The following is a 14,356-nucleotide window of genomic DNA, read 5'->3' as shown; positions in this document are numbered from 1 at the left end:
GGCGGCTATGACTTACGAACAAGCAATCAACTATCTGGAATCAGCCAATGTCTTTGGCATCCAGCTGGGGCTCGGCCGTATTCAGGCCTTACTGGAACGGCTGGGCAATCCCCAGAATCACTATAAGACGATTCACGTCACCGGGACCAATGGCAAAGGGTCGGTGACGGCCATGATCGCATCGGTCCTGACGGAAGCGGGATTCCGGACGGGACGCTATACGTCGCCTCATCTGGAAGACTATACGGAACGGATCCATATCGACCATCATGATATTTCCCGTGACGACTTCGCCAAGGCCGTAGCCGTCGTCAAAGACGCTGTGACAGCTATGGTCGCTGACGGCGGGGAAGGGCCGACGGAATTTGAAATGATTACGGCTGCCGCTTTCTGGTACTTCGATTATATCGGCGTCGATTATGCCGTCATCGAAGTGGGCCTGGGCGGCCTCCTCGACTCGACGAATGTCATCGTTCCCGTCGTCTCGGTCATCACTAACGTCGCCATGGACCACATGAAATACTGTGGCAATACGATTGAAGCCATTGCCGAGCAGAAAGCCGGCATCATCAAAGAAGGCGTCCCCGTCGTCACGACGGCTGACGGGCCGGCCCTGCAGGTCATTGCCCGCAAGGCCTATGAAAAGCACAGCCGCCTCTATGCCCTGGACCACAGCTTCGACGTCGTCGGCAATGCCGGGCCGGAAGATCCGGCAACCGGCCAGATGGTGACGGTCCGGGAAAAATATGGCTTTGCCATTACGACGGTCCTGCCCCTTTTGGGCAAGCACCAGCGGACGAACTGTGCAGCGGCCGTCATGACCCTGCTCATCCTGGCCCGCCATGAAAAGAAATTGACCCGCACGGTGCTGGAAAACGGCATCCGCCACGTCCAGTGGCCCGGACGCTTCCAGGTCTTCAAGGCCGGGGATATCGACGTCGTCCTCGACGGCGCCCACAATCCGGCTGGCATCGACACCTTCTGCAAGACTTATGAAGACGTCTTCGCTTCGCGGAAACGGGTCTTCCTCTTCTCCGTCCTGGCCGACAAAGATTACAGCCAGATGGTGCAGGAACTCTTCCACGACGACGATTACGTCGTCTGCGCGCCGGCACCTACGCCGCGCTCGGCCGACCCCAAGGCCATGGCCGCTATCCTGCCGTGCCAAGCCGATTGGGCCGGCAGCATCGCCGGCGGCCTGGACAAGGCCCTGGCCGCCGTCAAACCGGACCAGGTCCTCTGCATCGTCGGCTCCCTGTACATCCAGGGAGAAGTCCGGAAGTATTTCCGGAATAGATACCATATTGAGTAAGGGCCGAGCGGCTAGCGGTCAGCAGCCAGCCACTAGCCACGAACCCCTAGCCCCTAACCCCTAACCCCTAGCCCCTAACCCCTAGCCCCTAACCCCTAGCCCCTAACCCCTGAAAAGGAGCTGTCGCATCGCGACAGCTCCTTTTCGTTGCGCCTCCGCGCCTTCTTATGGTAAAATGATACATATATTTTACACGGAATGTAAGGAGCGAACGTTATGAAGTGGATGATACGGACCGGCAGTACGCCAGCCGAGCGGGCACGGCTGCGCGTCGTCTATGCGATGGCCGGGACTGTCTTTTTTATGCCTTTGAACTTGTTCATCATGGAAGGCTTTTTCATCATCGCCTTGGGCCTGGGGCTGTATTACTGTAAGAAATATCCCAAGCTGCCTTTGCGTCAGTCACCGTTGTCCCTGCCAGCTGCCGGCTTTGCCCTGGTGGCCTTTCTGTCTCTCGTCGGCTCACCGCACTTTCTCTTGGGGACGGCTTTCTACGTCTTTACGGTTTTGCAGTACCTCGTGCTCTACTTTGGCATCCTTATGTTCGTCCGCCATTCCTGGGAGCGGCGCCTGCTCTTTTCGACGCTCTTGCTCAGTGCCTTTGTCGTCGCCCTCTACGGCCTGTACCAGTATGCCCACATGCTGACCCTCCACGAGGCCGAATGGGTCGACAATTCAGCCTTTCCCATGCTGCGGCGCCGCATGTATTCGACGCTGTACAACCCCAACTTATTGTCAGCCTTCTTGCTGATCATCATGAGCGCTTCGGCGTCGATGATGATCTGTACCCGCCACCGCTGGCATCATGTCATGTACCTGGCTTTTTTGGCTATCCTGACCCTCTGTCTGGTCCTGACCTATTCCCGTGGTGCCTGGCTCAGCGTCTGCGCCTTGATTTTCTTTTTCGGGCTCTTTTGGGATAAACGGGTGTGGCTCCTCTTTTTGGCCGGCCCGTTGATCCTGGCTTTTTACCATGGCGGTGTCGCCGACCGGTTGCTGTCCATTTTCAGTCACAGTGAAGCCGATACATCGGTCTCGATGCGCATGGATATGTGGGAAGCGGCCATTGCTATGTTTGTCGACCATCCCGTCCTGGGAATTGGCTGGGGGGCTTTCAAGCACGTCTATCCCGTCTATAACGAGCTGATCCAGGAAGCGGGCATCGTCATTTTCCATGCCCACAATATGTATCTCAACGTCCTGGCTGAAACGGGCATGGCCGGTTTTTGCTTCGGCTTATGGTTCTTCTTCGGCAATGCCTGGTATGCCATCCGCTATTTGCGCAGCCATGCAGTCCATACCTTCAACCGGTCCCTGGCCATGACGATGGCCTCGGCTGTCCTGTCCCTGGCCATCAGCGGCATGAGCGACTACGATTTATTTAGTACCCAGATTTCACTTACTTTTTGGCTGATGAGTGCCCTTTTCGCCAATATGTATGGCGAAGAATGTGAAAAAAACAGCAAAAATAGTTTGCGAAATAATTCACAATGATATATAATAAGTCTGTGACTATTATCACTAGATAAGATGACTTATAGCTATAGGGAATAGCTTGGGACATAGTTGGAGGGTATTATCCATGAGACAGAAAAAGGCAATATCGGATGCTGTCATCGAACGATTGCCGCTGTACTACAGGGACTTGCTATTACTGCAAGACGCGGGAATCGATATCATCTCATCCGAAAAGTTAGGGGAACGGCTGGGCATCACGCCGGAACAGATTCGCAAAGACCTGACCTGTTTTGGGGCTTTTGGGAAAAAGGGCGTAGGCTATTACGTCAGTGAATTATGCCAGCAGATCGTAGAAATCATCGGCCTGCAGCAGCATTGGAAAATCGGCATCGCCGGCATCGGCCATCTCGGCTGGGCTTTGGCGAACTATAAGACCTTCGGCCGCCTGGGCTTCCGTACGACAGGCTTGTTCGACGTCGACCACCGCATCATCGGTCAGAATGTCGGCGGTGTCGAAGTTACGCCGATTTCTGAAATGGGCGAAGTCATTCAGCGCGAAGGCATCCAGATCGGCATCATCACGACGCCGGCAGCCGTAGCTCAGCAGGTAGCCGACCAGATGGTCGCCGCCGGCATCCGGGGCATCCTGTCCTTTGCACCACTGCGCCTGACCGTACCGGATGGCATCTTCGTCTTCCGCGAAGACCTGTCTATCGGCCTGAGCCGCATTTCGTACTATTTAACGAATAAGAAAGATTAGTGGCTCGTGGATAACCACTAACCACTAGCTGCTAACCACTAAAAAGGCTTGTCGCCGTGCGACAAGCCTTTTTCTATGCTATAATATTCCTACACTCCAACATTTATAGAATGAGGTGATACTACTATGGATTCTATCTATGGTTCGTACGAACCGGCTTTACATGCCGCACTGGAAGATATTATCGGCCGCATCCGCGCCTATAGTGACGATATAAAGGAAAAAACAGGGGAAGCGGCTTATGAGCACCTGATTTACCGCATCAAATCCGAAGGGAGCATGCGGGAAAAATGCGACCGCAAAGGCCTGCCGCAGACGGCTTACTCGGCCCTCCACGATATCCACGATGCCATCGGCATCCGCATCGTCTGTTGCTTCCTCAATGACATCTATCGGGCTATCGATTTCCTGAAAAGCCTCGATGGCGTCCGCATCGTCGAAGAGAAAGATTATATACGCCACGTCAAGCCGAACGGTTACCGCAGTTACCACGTCATTTTGGAACTGGAAGAACCCTACGAAGATGTGACCGGTGCCAATCCGGGCCGTTTCTACGCCGAAGTCCAGCTGCGCACGATTGCCATGGACTCCTGGGCCAGCCTGGAACATCAGATGAAATACAAGCATGATATCAAGAACCCGGAACTCATTGTCCGGGAACTCAAGCGCTGTGCCGATGAACTGGCTTCGTGCGACGTGTCCATGCAGACTATCCGCAATTTGATTCATGCGCAAGAATAAGGGGAGGGAACGCCATGCGTTTGCTATTAGCTGAAGATGAAAAAGAAATGTCCGCAGCCCTGTCGGCCATACTGACCCATTCGGGCTACGACGTCGACGCCGTCTATGACGGCCAGGCTGCCGTCGAAAAAGCCTTGTCCCAGTCCTATGACTGCATGATTTTCGACATCATGATGCCCAAGAAGGACGGTGTCCAGGCCTTGAAGGAAATCCGGGACAAAGGCAATATGACGCCGGTCATCATGCTGACGGCCAAAGCCGAAATCGACGACCGCATCACCGGACTCGATGCCGGTGCCGACGACTATCTGACTAAGCCCTTTGCCATGGGGGAACTCCTGGCCCGCCTGCGCTCCCTGACGCGGCGGTCGACGTCCTTTGCGCCGTCGAAACTCACCGTCGGCAATGTCGAACTCGATGTGGAAGAACAAGAACTGGCCTGCCGCAACTCTATCCGCCTGGCCAATAAGGAAACGAAGCTCATGAAATTCTTCATGGCCAACGCCGGCAAGACTTTGTCTACGGCACAGATTTTTGACAACGTTTGGGGCGATGAAGACGACGTCGATGAAAGCATCGTCTTCATTTATGTTTCGTATTTACGGGAAAAACTGGAAGCGGTCCAGGCCGATATCGAAATCATCGGTGAAAGAGGGCAGGACTATTCCTTGACCGTGAAAGAAGCACCGGCGGAGGCGTAGTTTATGAACATCATCAAGCGCCTGCGCCGTAAATTCATCATCATGGCGACGATTGGTGTCCTCGTCGTCCTCGGCGGTGCCCTGGGCCTCATCAATACTATCGCCTATATGCGCATGCACCAGCAGGTCATGTCGGTCTTGACCTATATCATCCATAATGATGGCGCTGTGCCCCAAAAAATCGGCGGCGACGATGGCAGCTTTTTCAGTGACCCGTCATGGACGGAAGAAACGCCGGAATTTGCCTATCAGATACGCTTTTTCAGCGTCCTCGTCAATGCCAGCGGCTATGCGGAAAAAATCGACATTCAGCACATCGCTTCGTTTTCTGAAAAAGAAGCCATCGACTACGCCCGGACGACTGTCGCTGAGGCGCGGGAAAATGGGACGAAACAGGGCTTTTTCAAAAAGAACCGGGCCAGTTATGCCTATATGATTAAGCCCAACGACGACGGCAGCTTCCTCATCGTCATCCTGGACTGCACGCGCGACGTCGCTGCCGTAGCCTCGTTCATGCGTTATTCTCTCTGGTTCGGCGTAGGCTGCGTCGTCCTCTATGTCATCATCCTGGCGGCCATGTGCAATATCGCCATCCGGCCTTTTGTCCGTAATATGGAGAACCAGAAGCGGTTCATCACCAACGCCGGGCATGAGCTCAAAACGCCGATTGCCATTATTTCGGCCAATGCCGAAGCCATCGAGATGCTCAATGGGAAGAGCCAGTGGACGGACAGCATCCTCAAACAGGTCCGCCGCCTGTCCAACCTGATCCAGGACCTCATCATGCTGTCCAAGATGGGCGAACGCTCGCAGGTCGACCTGGTCATTACCGATGTGAACTTATCGGAGACGGTCCAGGCGGTGGCCGATTCTTTCCAGCAGCTGGCCATTGATGGCGAAAAGACTTTGACGACAGCCATTGCTGACGGCATCCACGTCAAAGGCGACAGCAAGTGCCTCTATGAACTGGTCAACATCCTCGTCGACAATGCCGTCAAGTATTGCGACGATAAGGGGAACATCGACGTCTCCCTGCGCCGGGGCCGCCTGGGGAAGGGGGCCGTCATTGCCGTGACCAATACCTATGCCGATGGCGCCAATGTCGATTATTCCCGCTTCTTTGAACGCTTCTATCGCGGTGATACATCCCATAACAGCCAGAAAGCCGGCTACGGCATCGGATTGTCCATGGCCGAAGAATTGACGAAACTCATGGGCGGCAAGATCAATGTATCTTATAAGGCCCAACGTATAACGTTTACTGTTCGGCTGGGCTGATTTTTCCTATAGGGAAAGGCCGCAACCTGTGTTATAATGTGACCAACATCACTTTTACTCAGGGGGAAGATACCAATGGAAATGCAAATGGAATATATCCGAAAATTACCGGAACCGCAGGAACTGATGGAACAATTTCCTATCGACGATAAGGTCAAAGCCATCAAGGCCAAACGGGATGAAGAAATCAAAAATATCCTGACTGGCAAAGATGACCGTTTCCTGCTCATCATCGGGCCCTGCTCGGCCGACAATGAACCGGCTGTCCTCGATTATATCCACCGCCTGGTCAAAGTCCAGGAACAGGTCAAAGATAAAATCTTTATCATCCCGCGCGTCTATACCAGCAAACCCCGTACCATCGGCGTCGGCTATAAGGGCATGCTCCATCAGCCGGACCCGGAAGGCAAGGAAGACATGCTGGGCGGCATCATCGCTATCCGTGAAATGAATGCCCGCGTCGTCCGCGAAACGGGCTTTACCTGCGCCGAAGAAGTCCTCTATCCGGAAATCTTCCGCTACTTGTCGGACCTCTTATCCTATGCGGCTGTCGGGGCCCGGTCCGTCGAAGACCAGTTCCACCGCATGATTGCCAGCGGTGTCGGCATCCCGGTGGGCATGAAAAATCCGACGTCCGGTGACATCTCGGTCATGCTCAATTCCATCGAAGCCGCTCAGCATACGCAGAATTTCCTCTTCCGCGGCTGGGAAGTCCGTACGAAAGGCAATCCGCTGGCTCATGCCATCCTGCGCGGCTACGTCGACAGCTTTGGCAACAGCATGCCGAACTACCATTATGAAAACCTCCAGCGCCTGTACGAAGCCTATGGTAAACGGGACTTGTCCTATCCGGCCGTCATCGTCGACGCCAACCATGCCAATTCGGGCAAGAAATACCTGGAACAGATCCGCATCGCCAAAGACGTCATCCACAGCCGCAAACATTCGGCGGATATCAAACAGCTGGTCAAGGGCTTGATGATCGAAAGCTACATTGAAGACGGCAATCAGAAAATCAGCGAAGGCACGTACGGCAAATCTATTACCGACCCCTGCCTGGGCTGGGAAAAATCTGAACGCCTCATCTACGATATGGCAGAATTGCTATAATTCGTGGCTCGTGGCTAGTGGTTCGTGGCTCGTTTTTGCGGCCTTATGGCTGCACTGTAGGAGCTTCTCTATAGTTTGTAGTTTGTAGAAGAGGCCCTTAAATTTAAAACCAACCGCTAACCCCTAGCCCCTAGCCCCTAGCCCCCCTAGCCCCTAGCCACTAGCCACTAGCCCCTAGCCACTAGCCACTAAAAAAGCGCTGTCGCACGTGCGACAGCGCTTTTTTTTAAAACGTATCCAGCAAGGTGTATCCTTTGCCGCGCAGGAACGTTTCCGTTTCCATTTCGCGGGTCTTGAAGATGGCAACGGGTGTGCCGGCCTGGCGGTTATAGGAGATGTATAAATAGTCGATGGAAATATTAGCCTGGCGGAGGCTGTCGAGAATCTTGTCCAGACAGCCCGGTGTGTCGCCCATTTCGACGGCGACGACTTTATCCGTATGGCACTGGTAACCGGCTTCCTGCAATTTCGAGACGGCCAGTTCCGGGTCGGTGACGATGAGGCGGATGATGCCGAATTCTGCGCTGTCGTTGGCCAGCATAGTGTAGATGTTGATATTGGCATCGGCTAAGACCGACGTCATCTTGCGCAAGGCGCCCTTCGTATTTTCAGCGAATACAGAAACTTGATTGAGCATAAATCAGAATCCCCCTTGATGATAAAATATTGTGACGTTATTCCCATTTTACCATAAAAAGACAGGCTTGTAATGGGGAAGGGATTTGTTAAACGTTTCAGAATTTTAGAATTATGATATAATAAAAGCATACGAAGTATGTTTTTTATGATACGAGGTGAGCGCTATGCCAGCTTGGGTCATCATCTTCTTATTCTTACTGCTCACAGGCATTGCCAAACTCTATATGTGGCTCGGCGTCACAGATCCTTTGAAAGCCATCATCGCTGCGACCTTGACGACCTTTGTCATCGTCTGTATCCTGCGGCGCAGCGGCCAGAAACAGGCCGAAAAGAAGGCACAGGAAAAAGCTGCCGCCCTGGAAGCCGAAAAGGCCAAGATACCCCATCAGCTCGACGCCAAGGACGCCGCCTTCTTGTCAGCCGTCGGGACGGGCCTCATCCTGCACGAACTTCACGAACGGAACAAAGAACAAGAACGGGCCGAACGCGATTACGACGGCAATTGGGAGAACCCCGATGACGACAGCCAATACGACGATAACCAGTACGACGATAACCAGTACGACGACTGGGAGTGATGGAGATTTCGCAGACCGCAAAAAATACACGGCCAGCGGCCCTGTGCGTAGGGGACGACCAGAGGGCGTCCCGCTGTGATATTAAACCACAATCCAATTCGAATATAATGGTGAGTACGAGTCACGAACCAAGAACAACGACTTTCCTTTGGACTCAGATGCGGCTTCGCCGCGACAGACTCACGATTATATTACGACCGTATGCCATTTGTCATAAATTCTGTCCGTACATAGGATTCACGGCGGGACGCCTTTGCAGGACGTCCCCTACGAAATCGCATACAAGCGATAAAATTATGCGTCTGTATGCCGCATCCGTAGGGGCTGTCCCAAAGGGCAGCCCGCTGTGAGGTTATAGTCATAATTTATTCTGATATAATGGTAGGCTCTTTACAAGCTACGGTCTTCCTTATAACTTAGTAAATATGGCTAATGGAATTTCATTGAAGAAGTAATAACACCCCATATCCTTAATATATTGTAACGTATCACGATACATAGAGCGTTGAAACCAATCATTAAATACGTAAATAAATACTACCGAATATCCTAATGGGAAAAATAATTTTTCATATTCCCCTTTTTTAAAATGACAACTGGGTAATTTTTCGTCGACAGAGCCAGCCGAACTTTGAAATTTCTTTTCAATAATAAAGGCCGTTTTCGTTATTTCATTAATGAAACATTCATCAGGAAGCCATTGTTTTGAATTATACTGACGATAATTGATTCCACGAGGTGCTAAAAAGCAAGAATATAAAGCATGTTTGGGAACGGAATAGCCGATGAGACTCTCTCCTCTACAGACTTCGTAACCGATTGATTTCCGGTTTGATGAAAGTGGCTTCAAGATAAAGTTATGATCTTGTAAGGCATCATTTAATGAGGTTGTTTGTTCAAATCTTAAACCATTCATATTGGTTTTTGCGCCTCCACCATGGGTGTTTGGAATACGAGTCATAATAAAAACTCCTTTCGTGAATAAATTTTAAATTGACTTTTTAGTCATTTTATATGGATCTTTATTATACTCAATTTTTGAGGCATTTTTGATTTTCTAATGAATTTTTAATGATCTTTGAGTGAATTTTTATGATATTCTCATTTTTGCCTTGTACATTTGGGATAATAAAAGTTCATTTGAGGTGATAACATGAAATGGCAGCCAGATGATTTTACCTTGGAAATGACATCGGTATGGTCTTTTCCACAACGAGGAAAGTGGGCTACGCATGATGGAAAATATCGGGGAAATTGGTCTCCTTATATTCCACGCAATTTAATACTTCGATACTCTAATGAACAGGATAAAATGATAGACTGTTTTGTTGGGGGCGGAACTACCTTAGTTGAAGCTAAACTGTTAAATCGGAATTGCATCGGCGTTGATGTAAATGAACAGGCTTTAGAGCGATGTCGAGAGAAATGTGATTTCTTATATCCTAATATGGGAAAAATTTATTTGAAGCAGGGTGATGCAAGGGATCTTTATTTTATACAAGATGAATCGATTGATTTTATTTGCACTCATCCTCCTTATGCAAATATTATTCAGTATAGTCAAGATATAGAACAAGATTTATCTCGGTTGGATGTTGAATTATTTTTAGAGGAAATGAAGAAGGTAGTTTGTGAATGTTATCGTATCCTGAAAAAAGGAAAATTTTGTGCGATCTTAATGGGGGACGTTCGAAAAAAGGGGCACGTTATTCCATTGAGTTTTTTTGTTATGGACTTATTTTTACGGCAAGGATTTTCCTTAAAAGAAATGATTATAAAAGAACAGCATAATTGTAAAGCAACAGGATTTTGGAAGACGAATAGTGTAAAGTATAATTTTTTGCTATTAGCACATGAACATTTATTCGTATTTCACAAAATTAGTTGAAAGATAGGAGGGCTGTTGGTACAATAATACGAGTAATAATTTTAAGATTGAGGTAAAATGATGACAGAATTTAAAATGAGCCCTTTTGTGAAATGGGCAGGTGGTAAAGGACAGCTGTTGGATACTTTGATTGCAAAACTTCCAGCACATTATGGACGATATTACGAGCCATTTGTAGGGGGCGGAGCTTTTTTATTGGGATTATCTCCCAAGCAGGCAGCTATTAACGATACCAATAGTGTTTTAATCAATATTTATCGGCAGTTGAAAGAAAACGAGAATGAAGTGATTGAACGGCTGAAAAATTTAGATTCTGTCCTTTGTGATAAAGAGCGGTATTACCAATTGAGAGAGAAATATAATGAAAAAATTATGCAAGGCTGCACTTTGGATACAGAAGTAGCTGCACTCATGATTTGGCTGAACAAGCATTGTTTTAATGGGCTGTATCGGGTTAATAAAAAAGGGCTGTTTAATGTACCTTGGAATCGAAGGGAAAAAGGAAATTCTTTTGATGAAAGCAATTTGCAGGCTATAGGGCAATATCTTCGAGAAAATGATGTAGTCATCTGCAATGAAGATTTTGAAGATTTCTGCAAACGAGTTCAGTCTGGTGATTTTGTCTATTTTGACAGTCCTTATATACCGGTTACTGAAACGGCTAATTTTACAGATTATACAGCTGATGGATTTACCTTGGCCGACCACCAACGATTGGCGAATTTATTTGATATATTGAATGACCGAGGCGTTTTTATTATGTTATCAAATAATGATACTCCATTGGTCCATGAATTATATGGGCATAAAGGATATAGAATACAGTCTGTTGACGTAAAAAGACTGATTAACCGCAATGCAAAGAAACGGACGGGGAAAGAGGTTATTATTACTAATTACTGACGGAGGAAAAATGGATAAGCTATTTAGAGGGCAACATATTATACCAGCTTATGAGACAGAAAATTCGATGCTTATTTTGGGGGATACTTTTCAAGTTTTAGATAAAATGAAATCGCAATCTGTTGATTTAATTTTTGCTGATCCACCCTACTTTTTATCAAATGATGGTTTTACTTGTTCCGGGGGAAGACAAGTTTCTGTCAATAAGGGGGCTTGGGATAGGTCTGATGGATGGCTTGCAAAACATCGATTTAACCGGCGATGGCTTCATCGCTGCCATCGTATTTTAAAACCTAATGGCAGTATTTGGATTAGTGGTACACTGCATAATATTTTTTCCATTGGCATGGCTTTGGAGCAAGAAGGGTTTAAGATTATCAATAATATTACCTGGCAAAAGACCAACCCGCCGCCTAACTTAGCTTGTCGTTGTTTTACTCATTCGACCGAAACGATTATTTGGGCTAAATTAAATGACAAGAAGGCAAAACAAACTTTTCATTATGAATTAATGAAAGCAGAAAATGGTGGAAAGCAAATGAAGGATGTCTGGACTACTTCGCTCACTCCGCCATCCGAAAAAACGGAAGGCAAGCATCCGACGCAAAAACCATTAGTTATCTTAGAAAGAATTATTAAAGCCTCTTCCAATGCTGGCGATATTGTGTTGGACCCTTTCTGTGGTTCTTCGACGACTGGTGTGGCAGCACAAAAATTAGGAAGAAAATATATTGGTATTGATAGCAATAACGAATATATTGAATTATCCATAAGGAGATTAAAGAAATGTGCAAACGAAACTTTAAAGATTGGCTGAAGACTATGAGAAAATCAATAAACCAGTATAATTACTATATTGATTTTCCGAAAGTATATAAAAACGTTGAGGAAAAGAAAGTTGAACTTCACATTCTGAATGCATTGGTAGGGAGCAAGAACATAAAAAAAGAATTTGTTGATATTTTGCATCGCTATCCGGAAGTGTTGGAGTGTATACCTATTATTTTAGCAGTACGAACTAATGAAATTTATGCGCAAGATGAACAGGGGGCTTTTAATTATAATTTCCATAAAATGAATCAGTCTATTGAGCAATATGTATATTTTATGGAAAAAACAGGCCTGTTTGATTTGATTTCCAATCATATTATCAATAACTTGTATGATTATTGCCTTGGCGTTGAAACGGGATTAGATACGAATGGAAGAAAAAATCGTGGTGGCGATCAAATGGAAGATTTGGTTGAACGCTGTATTCAGCATACGGGTGCAGAGTATTACAAAGAAATGTACTTATCAGACGTGGAAGAAAAGTGGAATGTTGATTTATCGGCGATTTCGGCGCAGGGAACGACGACAAAACGCTGGGATTTTGTTGTGAAAACGCCAAAGATGATATATGTTATTGAAACCAATTTCTATACATCTGGTGGCTCTAAATTAAATGAAACGAGCCGGAGTTATAAGATGATTGCAGAAGAATCCAAAGATATAACGGATGTGAAATTTGTTTGGATTACAGATGGCGGAGGTTGGAAAAGTGCAGCTCGTAATTTAGAAGAAACTTTTCAGGTTATGGATACGCTATATAATATTGCGGATATGGAAAATGGCATTTTAGAAAAGTTGTTTGCGGATTAGGCGCATGCCCGTGTGGAAATTTTCACGAGCCGATGGTTGCTCGTGGCGATGAAAAAAGCCCTTCTCGTTGTGGGCGACGAGAAGGGCTTTTCATCTGTCGGATTCTTTACAGGATGGAATGATAGAGTTCGACGATCTGCGATTTTTCTACATCACGGGGGTTACCCGGCGTGCAGGCATCGGCCATGGCCGAGTCAGCCAGGAAGTCGATGTCTTTTTCCTGGACACCCAATTCGGACAACTTGCGGGGAATACCGACGTCATCGGCCAGTTTCTGGCAGGCGTCGATAGCGGCCTGACGGTATTCTTCCTGGCTCATAGCATCGACGTTGGCAACGCCCATGGCGCGGGCGACTTCCCGATAGCGTTCACCTGTTGCCGGAGCATTGAAGGTCAGGACCGGAGCCAATAAGATGGCGCAGGCCACGCCGTGGGGGATATCATAAAAGGCACTGAGCGGATGGGCCATGGAGTGGTCGATGCCTAAGCCGACATTGGAAAAGCCCATGCCGGCAATATATTGGCCCAGTGCCATTTCTTCGCGGGCTTTCGGGTCGCCGTCAACGGATTTGCGGAGCCATTTGCTGATGATTTCAATGGCTTTCAGGTGCATCATGTCGGTCATTTCCCAGGCATTTTTCGTAATATAGCCTTCGATAGCGTGAACTAAGGCATCCATGCCCGTAGCGGCACAGAGTTTCCGGGGCATAGAGGCGACCATATCCGGATCGATGACAGCGACGACTGGGATGTCATGGGGGTCACAGCAGACGAATTTACGATGCTTTTCCGGGTCCGTAATGACATAGTTGATGGTGACTTCGGCGGCCGTCCCGCTCGTCGTGGATACGGCGATGATGGGGAGGCACTTGTTTTTGGTCGGTGAAGCACCTTCCAGGCTGCGGACATCGGCGAATTCCGGATTCGTCAGGATGATGGCAATGGCTTTCGATGTATCCATAGCGGCACCGCCACCGACAGCAATCAGGATATCGGCTTGTGCTTCTTTACAGAAAGCTACGCCATCCTGAACATTTTGAATCGTCGGGTTCGGTTTAATGTGATCATAGACCGTGTAGGGAATGCTGGCGGCATCCAGTAAGTCGGTGATTTTCGTAGCGACTTTGAATTTCATCAAGTCCTTGTCTGTTACGACGACGACGTGCTGACAGCCGCGCGCTTTGACTTCCGTAATGATTTCATTGATAGCGCCCTTGCCGAAATAAGATGTTTCATTCAACGTGATTTTGTTAGCCATAGTAGCCAATTCCTCCTTTGTAAATGTAGAAATTTTCACTCACTGATATATATGAAATTTTTGGGCCAAATACGATGTGCGCTGTTGAA

General features: G+C 48.2%; 15 protein-coding genes. 12 read left to right on the top strand and 3 right to left on the bottom strand.

The annotated features are described in order from the left end of the window. The first annotated feature begins 7 nt into the window (after nucleotides 1–7). From ACE418_RS02390 to ACE418_RS02360, 7 genes are all read left to right on the top strand, one after another. Nucleotides 8–1,312 carry a bifunctional folylpolyglutamate synthase/dihydrofolate synthase gene (locus ACE418_RS02390; protein ID WP_416449082.1) on the top strand — a complete coding sequence of 435 codons (1,305 nt, stop codon included), beginning with the start codon at nucleotides 8–10 and terminating at the stop codon, nucleotides 1,310–1,312. A 216-nt stretch (nucleotides 1,313–1,528) separates the two neighbouring features. Continuing rightward, the gene (locus ACE418_RS02385; RefSeq protein ID WP_416449080.1) at nucleotides 1,529–2,806 is read left to right on the top strand and encodes an O-antigen ligase family protein; all 1,278 of its coding nucleotides are present in this window, start codon (nucleotides 1,529–1,531) and stop codon (nucleotides 2,804–2,806) included. Nucleotides 2,807–2,894: 88 nt separating this feature from the next. Beyond that, nucleotides 2,895–3,530, top strand: coding sequence for a redox-sensing transcriptional repressor Rex (locus tag ACE418_RS02380; protein ID WP_014015920.1), 636 nt, complete (start codon nucleotides 2,895–2,897; stop codon nucleotides 3,528–3,530). A gap of 126 nt (nucleotides 3,531–3,656) precedes the next feature. Further along, the gene (locus ACE418_RS02375) at nucleotides 3,657–4,271 is read left to right on the top strand and encodes a GTP pyrophosphokinase (protein ID WP_416449078.1); all 615 of its coding nucleotides are present in this window, start codon (nucleotides 3,657–3,659) and stop codon (nucleotides 4,269–4,271) included. 14 nt (nucleotides 4,272–4,285) lie between these two features. Further along, nucleotides 4,286–4,972: a response regulator transcription factor gene (locus tag ACE418_RS02370; protein ID WP_416449077.1), complete on the top strand. Its 687-nt coding sequence runs from the start codon at nucleotides 4,286–4,288 to the stop codon at nucleotides 4,970–4,972. Between the two features lie 3 nt (nucleotides 4,973–4,975). Further along, on the top strand, nucleotides 4,976–6,250 hold the full coding sequence (locus ACE418_RS02365) for a sensor histidine kinase (protein ID WP_416449076.1): 1,275 nt from the start codon (nucleotides 4,976–4,978) through the stop codon (nucleotides 6,248–6,250). A gap of 75 nt (nucleotides 6,251–6,325) precedes the next feature. Then, on the top strand, nucleotides 6,326–7,360 hold the full coding sequence (locus tag ACE418_RS02360) for a 3-deoxy-7-phosphoheptulonate synthase (protein WP_416449075.1): 1,035 nt from the start codon (nucleotides 6,326–6,328) through the stop codon (nucleotides 7,358–7,360). Nucleotides 7,361–7,586: 226 nt separating this feature from the next. On the opposite strand, the gene ACE418_RS02355 is transcribed toward ACE418_RS02360, so the two are convergent. Next, a complete protein-coding gene (locus tag ACE418_RS02355) occupies nucleotides 7,587–7,997 on the bottom strand; it encodes an amino acid-binding protein (protein ID WP_416449073.1) in 411 nt (136 codons plus the stop codon). Nucleotides 7,998–8,163: 166 nt separating this feature from the next. On the opposite strand from ACE418_RS02355, the gene ACE418_RS02350 reads away from it, so the two are divergent. Then, nucleotides 8,164–8,577: a hypothetical protein gene (locus ACE418_RS02350; protein WP_416449072.1), complete on the top strand. Its 414-nt coding sequence runs from the start codon at nucleotides 8,164–8,166 to the stop codon at nucleotides 8,575–8,577. A gap of 409 nt (nucleotides 8,578–8,986) precedes the next feature. Here ACE418_RS02350 and ACE418_RS02345 read toward each other — a convergent pair whose 3' ends face one another. Then, nucleotides 8,987–9,538 (bottom strand): PD-(D/E)XK nuclease superfamily protein, encoded by a 552-nt coding sequence (locus ACE418_RS02345; RefSeq protein WP_416449070.1) that lies wholly within the window; start codon nucleotides 9,536–9,538, stop codon nucleotides 8,987–8,989. A 192-nt stretch (nucleotides 9,539–9,730) separates the two neighbouring features. Here ACE418_RS02345 and ACE418_RS02340 point away from each other — a divergent pair, with 192 nt between their 5' ends. The 4 genes from ACE418_RS02340 to ACE418_RS02325 are packed head-to-tail and all read left to right on the top strand — an operon-like array spanning nucleotide 9,731 to nucleotide 13,009. After that, entirely contained in the window at nucleotides 9,731–10,465 is a 735-nt protein-coding gene (locus tag ACE418_RS02340) for a TRM11 family SAM-dependent methyltransferase (protein ID WP_416449068.1), read from the top strand. Between the two features lie 57 nt (nucleotides 10,466–10,522). Then, complete coding sequence (locus ACE418_RS02335) at nucleotides 10,523–11,368, top strand: DNA adenine methylase (protein ID WP_416449066.1); 846 nt, start codon at nucleotides 10,523–10,525, stop codon at nucleotides 11,366–11,368. Between the two features lie 10 nt (nucleotides 11,369–11,378). Continuing rightward, nucleotides 11,379–12,185 (top strand): DNA-methyltransferase, encoded by an 807-nt coding sequence (locus ACE418_RS02330; protein WP_416449064.1) that lies wholly within the window; start codon nucleotides 11,379–11,381, stop codon nucleotides 12,183–12,185. Next, nucleotides 12,155–13,009 (top strand): type II restriction endonuclease, encoded by an 855-nt coding sequence (locus tag ACE418_RS02325; RefSeq protein ID WP_416449062.1) that lies wholly within the window; start codon nucleotides 12,155–12,157, stop codon nucleotides 13,007–13,009. The genes ACE418_RS02330 and ACE418_RS02325 overlap by 31 nt, the downstream gene beginning before the upstream one ends. A gap of 106 nt (nucleotides 13,010–13,115) precedes the next feature. On the opposite strand, the gene fucO is transcribed toward ACE418_RS02325, so the two are convergent. Further along, nucleotides 13,116–14,267: a lactaldehyde reductase gene (fucO, locus tag ACE418_RS02320; RefSeq protein WP_298586664.1), complete on the bottom strand. Its 1,152-nt coding sequence runs from the start codon at nucleotides 14,265–14,267 to the stop codon at nucleotides 13,116–13,118. Nucleotides 14,268–14,356: the final 89 nt, after the last annotated feature.

Origin of the sequence: Megasphaera jansseni (genome assembly GCF_047974155.1) — a bacterium.
In the GTDB taxonomy this organism is placed as follows: Bacteria; Bacillota; Negativicutes; order Veillonellales; family Megasphaeraceae; genus Megasphaera.
Note: the sequence above shows the minus strand (reverse complement) of the source record. Positions and strands in the feature narration are given on the sequence as shown.

Bases quoted from the DNA above. Each gene is read 5' to 3' on its own strand.
- ACE418_RS02390 (WP_416449082.1), top strand. From the start codon at position 8: ATGACTTACGAACAAGCAATCAACTATCTGGAATCAGCCAATGTCTTT.
- ACE418_RS02385 (WP_416449080.1), top strand. From the start codon at position 1,529: ATGAAGTGGATGATACGGACCGGCAGTACGCCAGCCGAGCGGGCACGG.
- ACE418_RS02380 (WP_014015920.1), top strand. From the start codon at position 2,895: ATGAGACAGAAAAAGGCAATATCGGATGCTGTCATCGAACGATTGCCG.
- ACE418_RS02375 (WP_416449078.1), top strand. From the start codon at position 3,657: ATGGATTCTATCTATGGTTCGTACGAACCGGCTTTACATGCCGCACTG.
- ACE418_RS02370 (WP_416449077.1), top strand. From the start codon at position 4,286: ATGCGTTTGCTATTAGCTGAAGATGAAAAAGAAATGTCCGCAGCCCTG.
- ACE418_RS02365 (WP_416449076.1), top strand. From the start codon at position 4,976: ATGAACATCATCAAGCGCCTGCGCCGTAAATTCATCATCATGGCGACG.
- ACE418_RS02360 (WP_416449075.1), top strand. From the start codon at position 6,326: ATGGAAATGCAAATGGAATATATCCGAAAATTACCGGAACCGCAGGAA.
- ACE418_RS02355 (WP_416449073.1), bottom strand. From the start codon at position 7,997: ATGCTCAATCAAGTTTCTGTATTCGCTGAAAATACGAAGGGCGCCTTG.
- ACE418_RS02350 (WP_416449072.1), top strand. From the start codon at position 8,164: ATGCCAGCTTGGGTCATCATCTTCTTATTCTTACTGCTCACAGGCATT.
- ACE418_RS02345 (WP_416449070.1), bottom strand. From the start codon at position 9,538: ATGACTCGTATTCCAAACACCCATGGTGGAGGCGCAAAAACCAATATG.
- ACE418_RS02340 (WP_416449068.1), top strand. From the start codon at position 9,731: ATGAAATGGCAGCCAGATGATTTTACCTTGGAAATGACATCGGTATGG.
- ACE418_RS02335 (WP_416449066.1), top strand. From the start codon at position 10,523: ATGATGACAGAATTTAAAATGAGCCCTTTTGTGAAATGGGCAGGTGGT.
- ACE418_RS02330 (WP_416449064.1), top strand. From the start codon at position 11,379: ATGGATAAGCTATTTAGAGGGCAACATATTATACCAGCTTATGAGACA.
- ACE418_RS02325 (WP_416449062.1), top strand. From the start codon at position 12,155: ATGTGCAAACGAAACTTTAAAGATTGGCTGAAGACTATGAGAAAATCA.
- fucO (WP_298586664.1), bottom strand. From the start codon at position 14,267: ATGGCTAACAAAATCACGTTGAATGAAACATCTTATTTCGGCAAGGGC.